The organism is Streptomyces sp. NBC_01498 (assembly GCF_036327775.1).
Classification (GTDB): Bacteria; Actinomycetota; Actinomycetes; order Streptomycetales; family Streptomycetaceae; genus Streptomyces.
The window spans coordinates 3,935,421-3,952,936 of sequence record NZ_CP109598.1; the positions used below are offsets into that span (position 1 = coordinate 3,935,421).

21 protein-coding genes are annotated in these 17,516 nt (G+C 73.0%); 14 read left to right on the forward strand and 7 right to left on the reverse strand.

Going from position 1 to position 17,516, the window contains the following annotated elements:
- Positions 1-219: 219 nt before the first annotated feature.
- Positions 220-1,062 carry a response regulator transcription factor gene (locus OG875_RS16805; RefSeq protein ID WP_330175039.1) on the reverse strand — a complete coding sequence of 281 codons (843 nt, stop codon included), beginning with the start codon at positions 1,060-1,062 and terminating at the stop codon, positions 220-222.
- 389 nt (positions 1,063-1,451) lie between these two features.
- On the opposite strand from OG875_RS16805, the gene OG875_RS16810 reads away from it, so the two are divergent.
- From OG875_RS16810 to OG875_RS16840, 7 genes are all read left to right on the forward strand, one after another.
- Positions 1,452-1,706 (forward strand): MoaD/ThiS family protein, encoded by a 255-nt coding sequence (locus tag OG875_RS16810; protein ID WP_330175040.1) that lies wholly within the window; start codon positions 1,452-1,454, stop codon positions 1,704-1,706.
- Positions 1,707-1,716: 10 nt separating this feature from the next.
- Entirely contained in the window at positions 1,717-3,108 is a 1,392-nt protein-coding gene (locus OG875_RS16815) for a hypothetical protein (protein ID WP_330175041.1), read from the forward strand.
- Positions 3,109-3,271: 163 nt separating this feature from the next.
- On the forward strand, positions 3,272-4,018 hold the full coding sequence (locus tag OG875_RS16820) for an LmeA family phospholipid-binding protein (protein ID WP_330175042.1): 747 nt from the start codon (positions 3,272-3,274) through the stop codon (positions 4,016-4,018).
- A 723-nt stretch (positions 4,019-4,741) separates the two neighbouring features.
- Positions 4,742-4,849 (forward strand): putative leader peptide, encoded by a 108-nt coding sequence (locus OG875_RS16825; RefSeq protein WP_330175043.1) that lies wholly within the window; start codon positions 4,742-4,744, stop codon positions 4,847-4,849.
- Positions 4,850-5,002: 153 nt separating this feature from the next.
- On the forward strand, positions 5,003-5,842 hold the full coding sequence (locus OG875_RS16830; RefSeq protein ID WP_330175044.1) for a sulfurtransferase: 840 nt from the start codon (positions 5,003-5,005) through the stop codon (positions 5,840-5,842).
- Positions 5,843-5,916: 74 nt separating this feature from the next.
- On the forward strand, positions 5,917-6,204 hold the full coding sequence (locus OG875_RS16835) for a DUF1416 domain-containing protein (protein ID WP_330175045.1): 288 nt from the start codon (positions 5,917-5,919) through the stop codon (positions 6,202-6,204).
- Positions 6,205-6,346: 142 nt separating this feature from the next.
- On the forward strand, positions 6,347-6,619 hold the full coding sequence (locus OG875_RS16840) for a DUF3099 domain-containing protein (RefSeq protein ID WP_330175046.1): 273 nt from the start codon (positions 6,347-6,349) through the stop codon (positions 6,617-6,619).
- 104 nt (positions 6,620-6,723) lie between these two features.
- Here OG875_RS16840 and OG875_RS16845 read toward each other — a convergent pair whose 3' ends face one another.
- Positions 6,724-7,086: a DsrE family protein gene (locus OG875_RS16845; protein WP_330175047.1), complete on the reverse strand. Its 363-nt coding sequence runs from the start codon at positions 7,084-7,086 to the stop codon at positions 6,724-6,726.
- Between the two features lie 330 nt (positions 7,087-7,416).
- Here OG875_RS16845 and OG875_RS16850 point away from each other — a divergent pair, with 330 nt between their 5' ends.
- The 3 genes from OG875_RS16850 to ygfZ all read left to right on the forward strand — a co-directional run bounded on the left by OG875_RS16850 (position 7,417) and on the right by ygfZ (position 9,616).
- Positions 7,417-7,989: an FABP family protein gene (locus tag OG875_RS16850; RefSeq protein ID WP_330175048.1), complete on the forward strand. Its 573-nt coding sequence runs from the start codon at positions 7,417-7,419 to the stop codon at positions 7,987-7,989.
- Positions 7,990-8,113: 124 nt separating this feature from the next.
- Positions 8,114-8,614, forward strand: coding sequence for a Fur family transcriptional regulator (locus OG875_RS16855; protein WP_330175049.1), 501 nt, complete (start codon positions 8,114-8,116; stop codon positions 8,612-8,614).
- A gap of 21 nt (positions 8,615-8,635) precedes the next feature.
- Entirely contained in the window at positions 8,636-9,616 is a 981-nt protein-coding gene (gene ygfZ / locus OG875_RS16860; protein ID WP_330175050.1) for a CAF17-like 4Fe-4S cluster assembly/insertion protein YgfZ, read from the forward strand.
- Between the two features lie 145 nt (positions 9,617-9,761).
- Here the strand turns inward: ygfZ and dtd are convergent, their stop codons facing one another.
- Positions 9,762-10,199 (reverse strand): D-aminoacyl-tRNA deacylase, encoded by a 438-nt coding sequence (dtd, locus tag OG875_RS16865; RefSeq protein WP_330175051.1) that lies wholly within the window; start codon positions 10,197-10,199, stop codon positions 9,762-9,764.
- A gap of 146 nt (positions 10,200-10,345) precedes the next feature.
- Here dtd and OG875_RS16870 point away from each other — a divergent pair, with 146 nt between their 5' ends.
- The 4 genes from OG875_RS16870 to OG875_RS16885 all read left to right on the forward strand — a co-directional run bounded on the left by OG875_RS16870 (position 10,346) and on the right by OG875_RS16885 (position 15,208).
- Positions 10,346-11,026, forward strand: a complete 681-nt coding sequence (locus tag OG875_RS16870; RefSeq protein ID WP_330175052.1) for an RsiG family protein — start codon at positions 10,346-10,348, stop codon at positions 11,024-11,026.
- A 50-nt stretch (positions 11,027-11,076) separates the two neighbouring features.
- Positions 11,077-12,099 carry an asparaginase gene (locus tag OG875_RS16875; protein WP_330175053.1) on the forward strand — a complete coding sequence of 341 codons (1,023 nt, stop codon included), beginning with the start codon at positions 11,077-11,079 and terminating at the stop codon, positions 12,097-12,099.
- 263 nt (positions 12,100-12,362) lie between these two features.
- Positions 12,363-13,616 carry a GNAT family N-acetyltransferase gene (locus tag OG875_RS16880; RefSeq protein WP_330175054.1) on the forward strand — a complete coding sequence of 418 codons (1,254 nt, stop codon included), beginning with the start codon at positions 12,363-12,365 and terminating at the stop codon, positions 13,614-13,616.
- Between the two features lie 53 nt (positions 13,617-13,669).
- Positions 13,670-15,208 (forward strand): carboxylesterase/lipase family protein, encoded by a 1,539-nt coding sequence (locus tag OG875_RS16885; protein WP_330177772.1) that lies wholly within the window; start codon positions 13,670-13,672, stop codon positions 15,206-15,208.
- A 220-nt stretch (positions 15,209-15,428) separates the two neighbouring features.
- On the opposite strand, the gene OG875_RS16890 is transcribed toward OG875_RS16885, so the two are convergent.
- The 4 genes from OG875_RS16890 to OG875_RS16905 are packed head-to-tail and all read right to left on the reverse strand — an operon-like array spanning position 15,429 to position 17,469.
- Positions 15,429-15,815: a roadblock/LC7 domain-containing protein gene (locus OG875_RS16890; RefSeq protein ID WP_330175055.1), complete on the reverse strand. Its 387-nt coding sequence runs from the start codon at positions 15,813-15,815 to the stop codon at positions 15,429-15,431.
- 48 nt (positions 15,816-15,863) lie between these two features.
- Entirely contained in the window at positions 15,864-16,112 is a 249-nt protein-coding gene (locus OG875_RS16895; protein ID WP_330175056.1) for a hypothetical protein, read from the reverse strand.
- Positions 16,109-17,119, reverse strand: coding sequence for a hypothetical protein (locus OG875_RS16900; protein ID WP_330175057.1), 1,011 nt, complete (start codon positions 17,117-17,119; stop codon positions 16,109-16,111). Before OG875_RS16900 ends, OG875_RS16895 begins: the two co-directional genes overlap by 4 nt.
- Positions 17,116-17,469 (reverse strand): hypothetical protein, encoded by a 354-nt coding sequence (locus OG875_RS16905; protein WP_330175058.1) that lies wholly within the window; start codon positions 17,467-17,469, stop codon positions 17,116-17,118. Before OG875_RS16905 ends, OG875_RS16900 begins: the two co-directional genes overlap by 4 nt.
- Between the last annotated feature and the right edge of the window lie 47 nt (positions 17,470-17,516).

Genomic DNA, 17,516 nt, shown 5'->3' on the forward strand with positions numbered 1-17,516 from the left:
GCACCACCCGCGGAGCGGCCGGCACCCCCGTCGGCGCGTGCGTTCGCACGGCGGAGGACCGGTCCCGTACGGGGCGTACGTGGGGGCGTACGTGGCCGGCTCCGACAGCACCGCGAGGCGTGCCGGGTGTCGCGTGCCGGGCGACACCGCGAGGCGTGCCGGGTGTCGCGTGCCGGGCGACACCGTGAGGCGTGGCGGGCGTCGCGCGGTGGGCGGGGACTACCCGGACATGGCCTGGCGTCCGGCGGGCCGTACGGCTTCCGGGGCGCGCGAGGTGTCGGGGGAGTGCTCGGCTCCGCCGTCCGGTTCGCGGTCCGGGCGGAACGCCTTGGCCTTCGCGGCGGCCGCGGCGATCGCCTTCGCCTTCTCCTCCTCCGCCGCGCGCTCGACCTTCTCCGGCACGACGAAGCGGTAACCGACGTTCCGTACGGTCCCGATCAGCGACTCGTGCTCGGGGCCGAGCTTCGCGCGCAGCCTCCGCACGTGGACGTCGACCGTCCGCGTACCGCCGAAGTAGTCGTAGCCCCAGACCTCCTGGAGCAGCTGCGCCCGGGTGAAGACCCGGCCGGGGTGCTGCGCCAGGTACTTGATCAGCTCGAACTCCTTGAAGGTCAGGTCCAGGACCCGTCCCTTCAGCTTCGCGCTGTAGGTCGCCTCGTCCACCGAGAGATCACCGTTGCGGATCTCCATCGGGGAGTCGTCGGTCGAGAGCTGGCGGCGCCCGGTGGCCAGCCGCAGCCGGGCCTCGACCTCGGCCGGGCCGGCGGTGTCGAGCAGCACGTCGTCGACGCCCCAGTCCGCGGTGACGGCGGCGAGACCGCCCTCGGTCACCACGAGGATCAGCGGGCAGCCGGGTCCGGTGGACCGCAGCAGCTGGCAGAGCGACCGCGCGTGGGGCAGATCGCGGCGGCCGTCGATCAGTATGACGTCCGCGCCGGGGGTGTCGATGAGGGCCGAGCCCTCTGCCGGGGCCACCCGGACGTGGTGCAGAAGGAGTCCGAGAGCCGGCAGCACTTCGGCCGACGGCTGGAGGGCGTTGGTGAGGAGCAGCAGAGAACTCATCGCCGCTCACCCGCCCCGGTCGGACAGTCTTCAGGTGTCTGCGTGGTTGGTTCGCCCATTACGTGGTTCCTCCTCGGTCCCTGCAAGGGGGCACCTCCCGCACCCGGAGGGAGCGGGGGCGTATGTGGCACCGCTCCCCGTCCCGCGCCCTGGGGTCGGAAAGCGCAAAAGGACCCGGGGGCTACATTGCCCGGATCCTCTTCCGGAGCAGAATAGCCCACATGTGCTCTCCGTCAGAGGGGAAGGACAGCGGGTCATCGCCTTTCCGGCCTGCTTCGCGGACCTCCGTGAAGGGCGTGGATGGCAAGGCACGGCTGGGAATCGGCCATCATGGAGAGCCGACGGAAACCGACCGGAAAATTGCCGAGAAATTGCGGGAGGAGTGCGCCATGCCAGCGGGAACCATCCGCTACTGGGCCGCCGCCAAGGCGGCTGCCGGGGTCCCCGAGGAGCCCTACGCGGCGGACGACCTGGCGCAGGCGCTCGCCGCCGCGCGCCGCAGACACCCCGGTGAGCTGGTCCGTGTGCTCCAGCGGTGCTCGTTCCTGGTCGACGGCGATCCCGTGGGGACCCGCGGGCATGAGACCGTACGGCTTGCCGAGGGCGGCACGGTCGAAGTGCTCCCGCCGTTCGCAGGAGGGTGAACAGCAGAGCATGAGCGACGACCAGTACGACCAGCAGGGGCAGGGGAGTTACGGCGGGAGTTACGACTCCGGGCCGTACGGGCAGCAGCGGTACGGCGTACCGGGACCGGTCCGGCCGCAGGGGGACCACGCACAGGGGTACCCCCAGCAGGCGTATCCGCAGCAGCCGCAGGGGCCGTCCGCGCCGGGGTACCGGGAGACGGCGGGCGGGCAGGAGGCGCAGACCTGGGAGGGCCAGACCTGGGACACGCAGTACCAGCCGCAGGTCCAGCCCCAGCAGCCCGTGCACCCGCAACAGCCCCAGCAGCCCTACCAGCAGCCTCAGCACCCGCAACAGCAGCCCTACCAGCCTCAGCCGTACCAGCAGCCTCAGCACCCGCAGCATCCCCAGTCGCCCGGGGCCGCCGCCGACACGGCGTATCTGCCGCGGCAGTCCGGCGCGTACCCGCTCCCGCCCGAGGTCCCGGCCTCCGGCCCGGCGCCGTACGAGCCCCCGGCCACCACCCCGGCACAGGCACCGGCCACCGCACCCGCGCCCGGTCACGCCGCCGCACCGGTCTCACCCGCCGCCCCCGGCCCTTCCGCCATGTCCGGTCCTTCCGCCACGGCCGGTTACAGCCCGCCCACCACCCTCGGCAACGCCCGCGTCACCGACGCCCAGCGCGCCCGCGCCGAGGGCCGGTCGCCGATCATCCCGCCCGGCATCCAGCCCGCCGGGCTGACCGCCGTACTCGGCCTGCTGCTCGCGGGCGGCGCGGCCCTCGGCCCGTACGCGCTGCTCGTTCCGCTCGTCGTCCTCCAGGCCGTCACGGCCGCCGGGTGGTTCCGGCTGAACGGCATGTGGCCCGCCCGTCAGGGCATCGCGCTCGCCTTCGCCGGCGCCCTCGTCGCAGACGCCGCCGTGCTCGGGGTCGGCGACGACCACGCGCTCGCCGCGATCCTCGGCACCCTCGGCGGCTGGGTGCTGCTCACGGTCGTCCTGCAACTGCGCAGCTACGCGGGCGCCGACGAGCGGATGCAGGGCCTGATGGCCACGGCCGTCTCCGCCGCGCTCGCCATCATCGCCACCGGGGTCCTGGCGTCCGAGCCGGACGCCGTGACCGTCGGCGCGCTCGCGGTCGCCGCCGCGACCGTCGTCCGGGCGCTGCCGCTGCCGGGCGTCGTCTCGGTCGTGGCCGCGCTCGCGGCCGGGGCGGGTGCCGGATACCTGGCGGGCGGACTGACGGACCTCGGCGGCCAGGGCGCGCTGCTCGGCCTCGGGGCCGGGGTCGGCGCGCTGATCGGGCTGCGGGCGGCCAGCTACGACTACCCGTCGCGCTTCGTGCACATGACGGCCGGTGTGGCACTGCCGCTGACGGTCGCCGTGCCCCTGATCCACCTGCTGGGCCGGGCGCTGGCCTGACGCGGGCGGCTCTGGCGGCGCGGTCGGCGCCGGGCGGCCGTGACAGTTGTCACCCCGCCATCGGGCGTGAGTTCGATCAGTAGGACCGGGGCCCGACGGCGCTGCCGCTAGGCTCGCGGTCGTCATGGGGGCTTGGCACGACCAGGGTGGGGGACACCGAGCGATGCGCGCACTGAAAATTCTGCTGGTCCTCGTCGTGCTGTTCGGCGGGCTGTTCGTCGCCGCCGACCGGGCCGCGGTGCACTTCGCCGAGACCGAGGCGGCGAGCAAGATCAAGAGCAGCCAGGGTCTCAGCAGCGAGCCCAGCGTCTCCGTCAAGGGCTTCCCCTTCCTCACCCAGGTCCTGGGCGGCTCGCTGGACGAGATCGAGATCAGCATGGGCGGGATCACCGCGACCGCCGAGGGCCGCGAGGTCGAGGTGACCGAGGTACGGGCCGAACTGCGTGACGTGACGGTGAACAGCACCTTCTCGTCGGCGGTGGCGGGCAGCGCGGAGGGTTCGGCGCTGATCTCGTACGCGGATCTCTCCAAGTCCGCGCCGAAGGGCGCGACGGTCGGTTACGCGGGGCCGGAGCGGGCCGCCAAGGGCCAGGTCAAGGTCTCGGGGCCGCTGGGCGATCTGGTGGAGGGCGCGGGCATCGACGTGCCGGACGCGTTCAAGGGCCTGCTGTCGGACGACTTCACGACATACAGCACGGTCTCGATGGAGAACGGCGACACGGTCCGGCTGCGCGCCGACGAACTTCCCGATCTGCCGGTGCCGGGCTTCCAGGGCAGGCTCAAGGACGTCGTGGACTACGACCTCAAGATCGACGGCATGCCGTCGACGGTCGAGCTGGACAAGATCACCATGGTGGAGAACGGACTCCGGTTCTCGGGCACGGGCAAGGACGTCAGCCTGACGGGCTGAACGACTGAACCGGCTGAACCGGCTGAACCGACTCAGTTGGCAGACGCGCAGACGCGGCAGACGTGGCAGACGCGGCGAGCCGCCCCGGCTCGGCACGATCGGCTCGACTCCGCACGCCCGCCCCGGCTCGGCACGATCGGCTCGAATGGGCATGGAGGCCCCGTCTCTGCACGGTCGGCCCGGCTCCGCACGCCCGCCCCGCCCCGGCTCGGCACGATCGGCTCGGCTCGGCTCGGCACGGTCGGCTCGAATGGGCATGGAGGCCCGTCTCCGGACGGTCGGCCCCGGCTCCGCACGACCGCCCCGACTCCGCACCGGCCGGGCCCGTCTCCGGACGGTCGGCCCCGACTCCCCACGCCCGCCCCGGCTCCGCACGGCCGGCCCGGCTCCGCACGGCCGGCCCGGCGGTCGCCGCTCGTTGGAGCCTCGGCCCACCACCCCTGGCCGGACCCCCGCCGCTCGCCGGAGCCTCGCCCGCCACCCCTCGCGGACCCCCGCCCCTCGCCGGACCCCCGCCCCTCGCCGGACCCCCGGGCCCACCGGGCTCCCACCCGTATCGTGAGACGCGGATGTCCATCCCGTAGATGGAACAGAGGTACGAGAGGGATCCGGACCGGCTCCCGGTCACCCGGAGCGCCCTTCCGTCCCGCATTCCGGACGATCGCGTCTCACCATTCGACACGTCGGTGACATCGCGCCGCCGCCGTCCCTACGATTGCCCGTATGCAGTGCCACATCAGCGGTCTCCAGCAGCGGGGACAGGCGAACCTCACGAAGCGGCGGGCAGTCGACCTGTGCCGCGTCGCCGCCATGCTCTGTCGCACCGCCTGAGCGGAACACGTCCGTCCGTTCCGCCGGCTCTCCCGGCCCTTCGACCACGTCAGGGCCCATCCTGTGCCGTACGCAGCCCGCCGCGCCCCCGTGCCCGGAAGGGGCCGCCGCAGCCCGCACCACCCGCCGCACACTGCCCCGGAGGAGAACAACATGAGCCGCAGCGACGTCCTGGTCGACGCCGACTGGGTCGAGGCCCACATCGACGACCCGAAGGTCGTCATCGTCGAGGTCGACGAGGACACCTCGGCGTACGAGAAGAACCACATCCGCAACGCCGTGCGCATCGACTGGAAGCAGGACCTCCAGGACCCGGTGCGCCGTGACTTCGTGGACCAGGAGGGCTTCGAGAAGCTCCTGTCCGCGAAGGGCATCGGCAACGACGACCTCGTGATCCTCTACGGCGGCAACAACAACTGGTTCGCGTCCTACGCCTACTGGTACTTCAAGCTCTACGGCCACGAGGGCGTCAAGCTCCTCGACGGCGGGCGCAAGAAGTGGGAGCTGGACTCGCGCGACCTGGTCGAGGCGGTGCCCGAGCGCGCGGCCACGCAGTACAAGGCCAAGGCCCAGGACAAGTCCATCCGCGCCTTCCGTGACGACGTGGTCGCCGCGATCGGCAGCCTGAACCTGGTCGACGTGCGGTCGCCCGACGAGTTCAGCGGCAAGCTGCTCGCCCCGGCGCACCTCCCGCAGGAGCAGTCGCAGCGCCCCGGCCACGTGCCGAGCGCCCGCAACATCCCGTGGTCGAAGAACGCCAACGACGACGGCACCTTCAAGTCGGACGACGAGCTCAAGGCCCTCTACGAGGAGGAGCAGGTCGACCTGGCGAAGGACACCATCGCCTACTGCCGCATCGGTGAGCGCTCGGCGCTCACCTGGTTCGTGCTGCACGAGCTGCTCGGCCAGGAGAACGTCAAGAACTACGACGGCTCGTGGACCGAGTACGGCTCCCTCGTCGGCGTGCCGATCGAGCTGGGCGCCGCGAAGTAACCGCCCCGCCGGCACTGTCATCCTCTCGACCATCCCGACCCATCCCAACCCCCGACCCGGAGGACAGATCCCTTATGTGCGGAGCGAAGGCCGGCGGCCCGGACGCCTCGACGATCAAGCCCGGTGAGACCACCATCCAGGGTTCCGTGACCCGTGACGGCGAGCCCGTCACCGGCTACGTACGCCTGCTGGACTCGACCGGAGAGTTCACCGCCGAGGTCCCGACCTCGGCGACCGGACAGTTCCGCTTCTACGCGGCCGAGGGCACCTGGACCGTGCGCGCGCTCGTGCCGGGGGCCACGGCGGACCGTACGGTCGTCGCGCAGCCGGGCGGGCTGGCCGAGGTGGCCATCGCCGTCTGAGACGACGGGCCCCGGGGCGACAGGCCGCAGGGCGACCGGTCCGGGGCGACGGACAAGCACGGGTACGGGGGCCGCACCTCCGGGAGGCCGGAAGGCTTCCCGTGACCGGGTGCGGCCCTCCGTACCGTCGTAAACTCCCCGTATGTACACGCGACGCCGTCGCCGCTACTTCGTGCTGATGGGCGTCTGCCTGGCCCTGTTCGTCAGCGCCTGGGCGTTCGTGCGTCTGTGGTCGGTACCGGCGGCGATCGCGATGTGCGTGGTGGCGATGGTCATCCCCCCGATCGCGGCGATGACCGCGAACGTACGGGGCCGGGACGACCGCTGGTGGGACGATCCGTCGGGCGATCCGAAGTCGGACGAGTGGTGGGACGAACTGGACGGCAAGAAGAAGCCTCCGCCCCCGCCGAAATGACGCCGTGCGCCCCGTCCGTACGCGGACGAGACAGCCGGGCAGCCGACGGCCACGCGACCGGGCAGCCGAGGGCCGCGCGACCGGGCGGACGACGGCGGCCGGGGTCAGTAGACGAGTGCCTGGGTGTTGTCCGCGAGGGCCTCGCTGACGAAGACCTGGGCGCCCGCGATGCGTACGCCCTCCAGGACGTCCTGTTCCGTGATGTCGCGGCGGGCCGCGCACTGGGTGCAGAGCGTGATCATGCCCCCCGACCGGATCGACTCGATCAGGTCCGGCAGCGGCGCGGCGTGCGGCAGGTCGAACTCGGCTGCCCGGCCGGGCAGCGCGAACCAGGCCGATTCGCCGGTCAGCCAGAGGGAGACCTCCACCCCGCTCGCGACGGCGACGGCCGCCACGGTGAATGCCTGCGAGCAGCGCTCCGGGGCGTCGGCGCCGGCGGTTACCTTGATCACGAGCTTCTTCGCCATGCCCCGAACTGTAGTGCGCGGGCGTACGGCCTCCGGGGCCCCGGGCGCGCGGGCGCGCGGACCGGCCGCGGGGCCGAGGCTCGCAGTCGGCGGCCGGTTCCCACCCATTAGGCTGGGAGCGGCCCGTACCGCCCCGACGCTCTGAGGAGCACCCCGTGCTTGAGGATTTCTTCTCCGCCCTGCTGGCCCTGATCGCCGTGGCCATCCTGGCGTTCTCCGTGCTGGTCGTGAAGAAGCTGTACCAGGGCCAGCACTGAGTCAGTTCCCGCCCGCCGTCGCCCGGCCGGCCCGCCCGCCCGTCCGCATTCCTACAGATCGCCTGAGCCGCTCATGATCGAGATCCCGTCCGACCTCAACCCGGACCTTGTCCCGCTCGCCTTCCTCCTCGGTGACTGGGAGGGCGTCGGTGTCTTCGACTTCCCCGGCGAGGAGAAGGCCAACTTCGGCCAGGAAGTCTCCTTCAGCCACGACGGCCGGGACTTCGTCGAGTACGTCTCGCACACCTGGGCGCTGGACGCCGAGGGCAACAAGGTGCGCCCCATCGAGTCCGAGTCCGGCTACTGGCGGATCGACAAGGACCGCAAGGTCGAGGTCGTCATGGTGCGTGACCAGGGCATCGTGGAGATCTGGTACGGGGAGCTCGCCGACCAGAAGCCGCAGATCGACCTCGTCACGGACGCGGTCGCGCGCACGGCGTCGGCCGGCCCGTACAACGGGGGCAAGAGGCTCTACGGCTACGTCAACAGCGATCTGATGTGGGTCGGCGAGAAGTCCACCCCCGAGGTGCCGATGCGCGCGTACATGTCGGCCCATCTGAAGAAGGTCGTCACCCCGGAGCAGGTCGCGGCCTGGGCCAAGGACCTCGGCGACCTGCCGGACGACGGCATCGCGTTCTTCAAGTAGGCGGGGAACGAGGCGGGAACGGGGCCGGGGCGGGCGCCCGCCCCGTGCCCATTCCCGTACGGGTGTCCCGTACCGCGTATCGCTTCGGCGTACGACTCCCGGCCGTGCTGCCTACACTGGGCCCGTGGTGAGCACCGACTGGAAGAGTGACCTGAGGCAGCGCGGCTACCGCCTGACCCCGCAGCGCCAGCTTGTCCTCGAAGCCGTCGACACCCTGGAGCACGCGACACCGGACGACATCCTGGCCGAGGTGCGCAGAACGGCGTCCGGCGTGAACATCTCCACGGTGTACCGGACGCTGGAGCTGCTGGAGGAGCTGGACCTCGTCTCGCACGCGCACCTGGGGCACGGGGCGCCGACGTACCACCTCGCGGACCGGCACCACCACATCCATCTGGTCTGCCGCGACTGCACCGATGTCATCGAGGCGGACGTCTCGGTCGCCGCCGGCTTCACGGACATGCTCCGCGACACCTACGGCTTCAGCACCGACCTGAAGCACTTCGCGATCTTCGGCAGGTGCGAGAGCTGTACGGCCGGCGCCGAGAGCCGGGCCGCCGACGCCGGGAGTCCGGGGGGCGGATCCGGGACCGATGACGAGTCCCGGTCGGGCGGCGCGGCGTAGGAGAGTCGTACGCTTGTCGTCATGCAGCGACAGCCGACGATCAGCCCGCTCCTCAGCCTGCCCGGTGCCGTGTCCGCCGAAGGGGTGGACGAAGGTGTCGCGGCCCACTACGGCGATCTGTTCCGGGAGCAACGCGCCCTCGCCGACGGCAAGGGCCTGGTCGACCTCTCGCACCGGGGTGTCGTCGCCGTCACCGGTTCGGACCGGCTGAGCTGGCTCCATCTGCTGCTCACCCAGCACGTCAGCGAACTGCCCGCCGGGCAGGCGACCGAGGCGCTGATCCTCTCCGCGAACGGCCACATCGAGCACGCGCTGTATCTCGTGGACGACGGGGAGACGGTGTGGGCGCATGTCGAGCCGGGCACCCAGGAGGCCCTGATCGGGTACCTGGAGTCGATGAAGTTCTTCTACCGGGTCGAGGTCGCCGACCGTACGGACGACATCGCCGTGGTCCACGTCCCGGCCGGGTCCATCGCCGAGGTGCCGGAGGGCACCGTCGTGCGGGAGACCCCGTACGGCCGTGATCTCTTCCTGCCGCGCGCCGGGCTGGAGTCGTACGCCCGTGAGAACGGCCCGGTGGCCGGGCTCCTCGCGTACGAGGCGCTGCGCGTCGAGGGCCACCGGCCCCGGCTGGGCTTCGAGACCGACCACCGGACCATCCCGCACGAGCTGGGCTGGATCGGCGGCGCGGTCCATCTTCAGAAGGGCTGCTACCGGGGCCAGGAGACGGTGGCGCGCGTCCACAACTTGGGGAAGCCGCCGCGCCGGCTGGTCTTCCTGCACCTGGACGGCAGCGAGGTGCTGCTGCCGGGGCACGGGACGCCCGTACGGCTCGCCGCCGACGGCGCGGAGGGCCGCCAGCTCGGTTTCATCACGACGTCGGCGCGTCACCACGAGCTGGGGCCGATCGCGCTGGCCCTGGTCAAGCGGAGCGTGCCGCTGGACGCGGAGCTGATCGCCGGGGACACGGCGGCGGCGCAGGAAGTGGTCGTACCGGCCTGAGCCGCACACCCCTCCGTCGCGCACCGGTCCCTCGCGCACCCCTCCGCCGCGCGACCGGTCCTCGCGCGACCGGTTCGGGCGGCACCGCTCCGCGCTGCACGGGTCCGCGTGGCACCGGTCCGCGTGGCACCGGTCCGCGCCGGGCTCACATCTCCAACTGCACCGTGAACGGGCCGTGGTTGGTGAGCGAGACCCGCATGTCCGCCCCGAACCGGCCCGTCTCGACCCTCGCCCCGAGCTGCCGCAGGCACGCCACGACCTCGTCCACCAGAGGCTCGGCGACCGTTCCCGGCGCCGCCGCGTTCCAGGTCGGGCGGCGGCCCTTGCGGGCGTCCCCGTAGAGGGTGAACTGAGAAATCACCAGAAGCGGGGCGTTCGCGTCGGAACAGGACTTCTCGTCCGCGAGGATGCGAAGCGTCCAGAGTTTGCGGGCGAGTTGGGCCGCCTTCTCCTTCGTGTCCTCGTGGGTGACACCCACCAGCACACACAGGCCCTCGCCCACGATCTCGCCGACCGTCTCGGTCCCCGACTCCGTCACCACGGCGACGCTCGCGCCGTCGACCCTCTGCACCACTGCTCGCATAAGCGCCAACCTACCGACCCCCGCCACCAGGGCTGTCCGGGGCCCGACCTACGCCCATCCAGGGCCGAACGGGTGCAGATCGCCTGCGTTCGCGGGCGCGGGGGTGGCACCATGCACGCAGGCGGAGCGAGGGGAAGTAGGCGCGCATGAGCACAACTGGTGCCGGGCAGTCGTCCGGTCCCGCACGGGTCACCGGCGGTACGACGTCCGGCAGGGGCGTGGCCGGTGTCGGTGCCGGTGCGCGCGTGGCCGGTGCGGGCGCGGGCGCGGTGGCTTTCGGCGCGGGCAGTGCGGGCGGCGGTGCGGTGGCCGTCGGGGCTCCCGCTCCGTGGCCGCCGGGCGGTGAGAACGCCCTGGGGCTCCCCGAGTTGCGCGCGCTGCGGCGGGACGCGACGCGGGACGAGGCCGATCTCAGCTATCTGCGCCGGCTGCTCCAGGGCCGTATCGACATCCTGCGGGCCGAACTGGGCCGCCGGGCGGCGCCCGGGACACCGGTCGTGGCGGCGCTGGTGGTCGACCGGCTGTCCGAGATCCTGGCGGACACCCCGTCGCTCCACCGGTCGTCGGCCCGGCATGTGACTCTTTCCACACCCCGGAACGAGGAGTTCCGGCTGCTCGCCGCCGAGGCGCTCGCCGAGGTGGAGCTGTCCGACCTCCAGGCCCGTACGGACGAGGAGTTGGGGGCCGCGATGGGGCGGCTGGTCCGGCATGAACACCAGGTTTCGCAGCGGCGGCACCTTCTCCAGCGGACGGTGGACGAGTGCAGCGCGGAGATCGCGCGCAGGTACCGTGAGGGCGAAGCCCAAGTAGACGACCTGCTCACGTAATGCCGTGGCTGCCTTCCGGAGCGGTCCTCGCCTCCCGGAAGGCCCGTTCGATGACGACGCGCAGATCCACGAGCACGAGCACCAGTTCCGGCACGAGCACCGGCACGAGCGGAACGACGACCGCGGGGGGTTCGGTCTCTCCCGTCCTCGCGGAGGTCGTACGGTCCGGCTTCGTGGAGGGACTGCACCGGGGCTCGCTGGTCCTGCTCGGCCCGGACGGCCGGGTGGAGTTCGCCCTCGGCGACGCGGACGCGCCGGTCTTCCCGCGCTCCAGCAACAAGCCCTTCCAGGCCGCCGCCGTGCTGCGGGCCGGTGCCGAACTGTCCGGTGAGCGCCTCGCGTTGGCGGCGGCCAGCCACTCCGGCGAGGACTTCCACCTCGATCTCGTACAGAAGATGCTCTCCGAGTCGGGGCTGACGGCGGACGATCTGCTGAACCCCGCCGATCTCCCGCTGGACCGGGCCGAGGCCGACGCGTATCTGGCGGCCGGGCGGGTCAGGGACCGGGTGACCATGAACTGCTCCGGCAAGCACGCGGCGATGCTCGCGGCCTGCGTGCGCAACGGGTGGCCGCTCGGTACGTATCTGGAGGTGTCCCACCCCTTGCAGCGGCTCGTCGGCGAGGTGGTCGAGGAGGCGTCGGGGGAGCCGGTCGCGGCGGTCGGTACGGACGGCTGCGGCGCCCCGCTGATGGCGATCAGCCTCACCGGACTCGCCCGTGGCTTCCGTCACTTCGTCCTCGCCGAGCCCGGCACGGCCGAGCGCCGCGTCGCGGACGCGATGCGCGCGCACCCGGAGTACGTCGCCGGTACGCGCAGGGCCGACACCTGGCTGATGCGCGAGGTGCCGGGCGCGCTGTCGAAGATGGGCGCCGAGGCCGTACAGGCGGTGGCGCTGCCCGACGGCCGCGCGCTGGCGTTCAAGATCGAGGACGGCGGCATCCGCGCGCTGGGGCCGGTACTGGCGCGGGCGCTGAGGCTGCTGGGTGTCGAGGGACCGGTGGTGTCCCGCATCGGGCGGGCGCCGCTGCTGGGGGGCGACGCGGAGGTGGGCGAGGTACGGGCGGTCTTCTGACCGGGTCCCTCGCCGGGAGGATCGTTTCCGCTGCGGGTTCGCCTGCCGGTTCGCCTGCGGGTTCACCTGCGGGGACGGCCGGGCGGCGTGGCCTGCCGGGCGGCCGGGTCGACGCGGCCGGTCGGGCGTCCGGGCCGTCGTTCCTGGTCGGCGTCCGGGTCGCCGTTCCCTGGTCGGCGGCCGGGCCGTCGTTCCTGGTCGGCGCGGTCGGGCCGGCGTAAATCCGCAGGACATTCCGCCGCCCGGTGTTTAGCGTACGGAGCATGGCCCTCGATGTGCGCGCGATCAGCGACTCCGACCTTCCCGACTGGCTCCGCGCCCTCAACACCGGCTTCCTCAGGCCGCCCTCGGCCGGCGAGGACGAGATCGCGAACCGCAGGGTGCAGGTGGCCGGACACCGCGTCCTGGGCGCGTTCGACGAGGGCCGCTGCGTGGCGACGTACCGCTCCTTCCCGCAGGAACTGACCGCCGTCGGCGGCGCGCCCCTGCCGGCCAACGCGATCTCCAACGTCACCGTCTCGCCCACACACCGCCGCCGGGGCCTGCTCAGCCGCATGATCCGCGCGGATCTGGCGGAGGCCAAGGAGCGCGGCGACATCGTCTCCACGCTGATCGCGGCGGAGTATCCGATCTACGGGCGGTACGGCTTCGGCCCGGCGACCTGGCTCACCGACTGGGCGATCGACGTGCCGCGCGCGGGCCTGGACCCGCGCCGTTCCGGGCAGCCGGACGACGCCGACGGCGGCCGGGTCGATCTGGTCGACGCCGGCGACGTCCGGAAGCTGGGCCCCGACCTGCACGACCGGATGCGCGCCCGGCGGCACGGCGTGATCACCCGCGACGAGCGCTGGTGGCAGTTGCTCACCGGCGTGGTGTCCGTGCCCGCCGCCCCCTGGACCGAGCCGTTCCATGTGGTGTACCGGTCGGCCTCGGGCGAGGTCGAGGGCCTCATGACGTACCGGGCCGACGACAGGTGGGGCGACGGGAAACAGCCGCTGAACACGGTGACCGTGGTGGACGCGATCGCCGTGACGACGGCGGCGGAGCGGGCGCTGTGGCGCTACGTCTGCTCGATCGACTGGATCACCACGGTCCGCACCGGCTACCGCGCCCCCGACGACCTGCTGCCCCACTATCTGCCGGACCCGCGCGCGGCCAGGGTCGTCACGCACGCGGACTTCCTGTGGGTACGGATCCTGGACACCGTACGCGCGCTGGAGTCCCGTACGTACGCGAACTCCGGCACCCTGGTCCTGGACGTCCGCGACCCGGCGTCCCTCGCCGCGGGCCGCTACCGCCTGGACACGGACGCCTCGGGCAGCAGCTGCGCCCCCACCACGGAGACGCCGGATCTGACCTTGGACGTACGGGAGTTGGGCGCGCTCTACCTGGGCGACGAGTCGGCGGTGCGCCTGTCGGCGCTGGGCTCGCTGACGGAGAACACGGCGGGCGCGGCCTCCCGCGCGGACGCGTTGTTCCGTACCTCCCGCCGACCGTGGTGCCCGGAGACCTTCTGACGAATCCGCCGCCCAGGGCAGCTGCGAAAGGTACGCGCGTGAAGACGACGGAGATGTTCGAGACTCGGAGCGGGCTCGTACGGGGGCGGCGGCGGGCGGAGGACGGGGTGTTCGCGGTGCTCGGGATTCCCTACGCCGCGCCGCCGTTCGGGGAGGGGCGGTTCGCCGCGCCCCGGCCCCCGGACGCGTGGCGGAGGGCGCGGGACAGCGACCCATTCGGACCCGTCGCGCCGCAGTCCGCCGCGCTGCCCGGCATGCCCGCGTGGGAACCCGGCGACGAGGACGTGCTGAGCCTCAATGTCTGGACGGGGAGCGGCGGCGGTGCGCGGCCGGTGTTCGTGTGGATCCACGGGGGCGCGTACACCTTCGGTTCCGCCGCCCAGCCCGACTTCGACGGTACGGCCCTGGCCCGCGCCGGGCTGGTCGTCGTCACGCTCAACTACCGCCTCGGCTTCGAGGGGTTCGGCCATGTTCCGGACTCTGCTTCCGGGCGCGCGTTCCCCGAGAACCGGGGGCTGCTGGACCAGATCGCCGCCCTGGAGTGGGTGCGCGACAACATCGCGGCCTTCGGTGGCGACCCCGCCCGGGTCACGGTCGCCGGGCAGTCGGCGGGGGCGGCGTCCGTCGCCTGTCTGACGGTGATGGAGCGGGCGCGCGGGCTGTTCCACCGGGCCGTCGTCCACAGCGCGGTCGGTCCGGTGTACTCGCCGGGACTGGCCGCCGACACGACGCGCCTGGTGGCGGAGGCCGCCGGGGTCCCGGCCGATGCCGGGGGGCTGCTGGCGGCCTCCCCGTACGACCTGGTCCGTGCCTCCGACCGGGTCGTCGCCCGGCTGCGGGGGAACCCGGCGGCCGGGGCGCGCCGCTACGACCCCGTGCTGTACGGCCCGGTCGCCGACGGGGACGTCCTGCCCGCGGATCCGCTCGCCGTGGCGGCGGAGGGCCGCGCCGAGGTCGACCTGCTGGTCTGCCACACGACCGAGGAGTACTGGCTGGTCGACGCGGTCGGCGGCTGCGAGAGACTCACCACGGACGCGCAACTGGAGCGTTTCGCAAGGGACTTCGGGCTGCCCGACACGCTCGTACCGGCCTACCGGGAGCTGATGCCCGGCGCGCCCGTACGCGACGTGCATCTCGCGATCCACGGCGACATGTCGTTCGGCGAGTACAGCAGCCGCCTCGCCGAGCGGCACGCCCGCGCGGGCCATCGTACGTATCTGGCGCGGTTCGCCCGGCGGCGCGCCGACGCGGGCGGAGTCGTACGCCCCTGGCACAGCGCCGACGTCCCCTTCGCCTTCGGCACCCTGGACGTCCCGGAGGCCGCCTTCCTCATCGGCGGCCCGCCCACGGCCGCCGACCACGACCTGTCACGCCGCATGGTCCGCGCGTGGGCGGACTTCGCCGCGACCGGATATCCGGGCTGGCGGTCGCTGACGGCGGACGGGGCGGCGGACACCGTACGGATCTGGGGCGAGGACGCGGCGGGCGCGGCGGACGGCGCGGGCACGGCGGACGGCGCGGAAGGTGCGGACGCGCACGACGCCTTCCGTGCCGCGTGGCGCACGGCCGACTACGCGCGCCTGCACCCCTGAGGAACGAAGGAATTCCGTCCGCCGGACAGGCCGTACGGTCTGTGGTTCGGATCTTGCCGGGATCGCGTGCCCGGCAAGATCCGAACCACAGCTCGCCGCGTTGCCACCGCAGGAGGGAGCCATGGGTCCCTCCCACGCCCAGCGATCCCCGGCACCGACGTGACATCGGCCGCTGACGCGGCGGGCGCTCACCGATCCGGCCCGATCCGGACGACGGGTCCTAACCGCCGTCCGCCGCCAGGAGTTTCTCCAACTGCTCGATCGTCGTGGGGATGACGCGCTGGAGGCCGACGATGTCCAGGCCCTCGTCGCCGACCAGGGTGAGGAGGGCGCGGTCGCCGATCGCCAGGACCATGATGTGGCCCCCGGCGCACCGGGTGACCACGTCCCGCAGCGGGCCGGTGTTGGCCTGCTCGGCCAGCCGGCGGCCGACGCCGAGGGCCGCCGCCGCCAGCGCGGCGATCGACTCGGGGTGGACCGCGTCGGCGTCGGCGGCGACCAGAAGACCGTCACCCGTCGAGATGACGCTCTCGCCGACCCCCGCGACCGTGTCGCGCAGGGTGGTCAGAACCTCGACGAGGGCATCGGATGTGCGGGTGTCGTCCATGGCGTTCCTTGCGGTCGTGGTGTGCACGGAAAACATGCCCGCCTGTGGTCAGGACAGGCCGTCGAGGCCGGCCCGGACCCGGCGCAACAGGTCCAGATCGGGGAAGGACTTGGCGAGGTCCCCGGCGTACGGCAGTCCCGGAAGCCCCGGCAGTCCGGGAACCGCCGGCGGCTGCCCGCAGTCGCGCCGGGGCAGCGGGGGCGGCAGCGCCCGGACCGGGGTCCGCCGGCCGGTCCTCAGGGCGCACGCCATGGCGAGACGGCGGCGCCGGGCGGCCCTGCGCCGGCGCGTACTCACAGGACACCCGGGCGGGCCGGGTGGTGGTTCCCCGGGTCGCGCCGGGGCAGCGGCGCCCCGCCGGTGGCGGGCGGCGGCTGCGCGTCGACGGAGCGGGGAGCGGTGCTGGGCCGGCCCACCGGGGCGGGCGTGTCGCGGCGGATGAGCCCGAGGGCCTGCATACGGCTCAGATCCAGCATGACCGCGTACAGTCCGCGCCCCACGGCGAAGGCGATGTCGCGCGGGGTGCGCCGCTCGTTCACCGCGCTCAGCAGCGCGGCGTGGCGGGGCTGGACGCGGGAGACGGCCGCGCCCGCCTGGCGGATGCGGGTGCGGGCGAACTCCGACGGCGGACCCCACAGGCCGGCCAGCACGGCCATCCGCCGTGTCGTCTCCGCGGTGACGCGCGCCGGGTCGACGGCGACTCCCGTGACGACGTACGGGCCGGGCTCGTCCAGCTCCCACTCGCCGGGCGGACTGAGCGCGAGGGCGAACGCGCCGTCGAAGACCGCGGCGGCGCAGACCACCTCGAACTCCTCCCGTCCGACGAGCCCACGGGCCGCCAGCTCCGCCTTCAGGCCGCCCTCGCGCACGCGTTCACCCGCACGCGCGCGTTCACCCCCGCGCACCTGGTCGCCCCCGCGCACCTGATCGTCCCCGCCCGTGCACGTGTCACCCGTGCCCGTGTCGCCGGTGCCGCCCGCGCCGGTGCCGCCCGCGCCGGTGCCGCCCGCGCCGGTGCCGCCCGCGCCCGTGGCGCCCGCGCCCGTGCCGCCGGTGTCCCCGCCGGACGCGGACGCCGCCGCGCGGGCGGACGCCCACTCCGCGTCGGTGATCCGGCCGGACTTGAGCAGAATGGATTCCGCACCCGGAGCGTTCGGCGTCTCGACCGAGATCACCAGGCCCTCGCGCAGATGGATCGACCCGCCCGGCGAGCCGGTCAGCCGCACCACGCCGGTGTACGCGTCCTGGTGCAGGGAGTTCAGCAGCGCGGGCACGTTGTGCGGGCGCCCGGAGCGCGGACTCACGCCATCGCCCCCGTCGCGTAGACGCCCAACTCGTGCAGGGTCAGCGCCAGATTGCTCTGCTCCCGCTCCAGTGTGGCCGCCAGAAGGACGGGATCCCCCCGCTTCGGCACGGTGCGCAGAACGTAGTGATGGCGTGTGCTGGTTACCACGATGCTCTCCAGTTCCCCCTGGGCGCCGGCGACATGAAGGATGTCACCGACAAGCGCGGCGAAGTCGCCGCATTCGATGCCGTCGACCTCTCCCGGCCCCGCCTGGCCGTAGACCAGACCCGTCACCGCGTCGACGAGGGCGACCGCGTCGACGCCCGGTGCGGAGAGCAGCCGGGCCAGGGAAGCTTCGAGCGATGACACTCGTCCCCCTCTTCACTAATGCTTCACAAGATGACAGAAAGCACAGT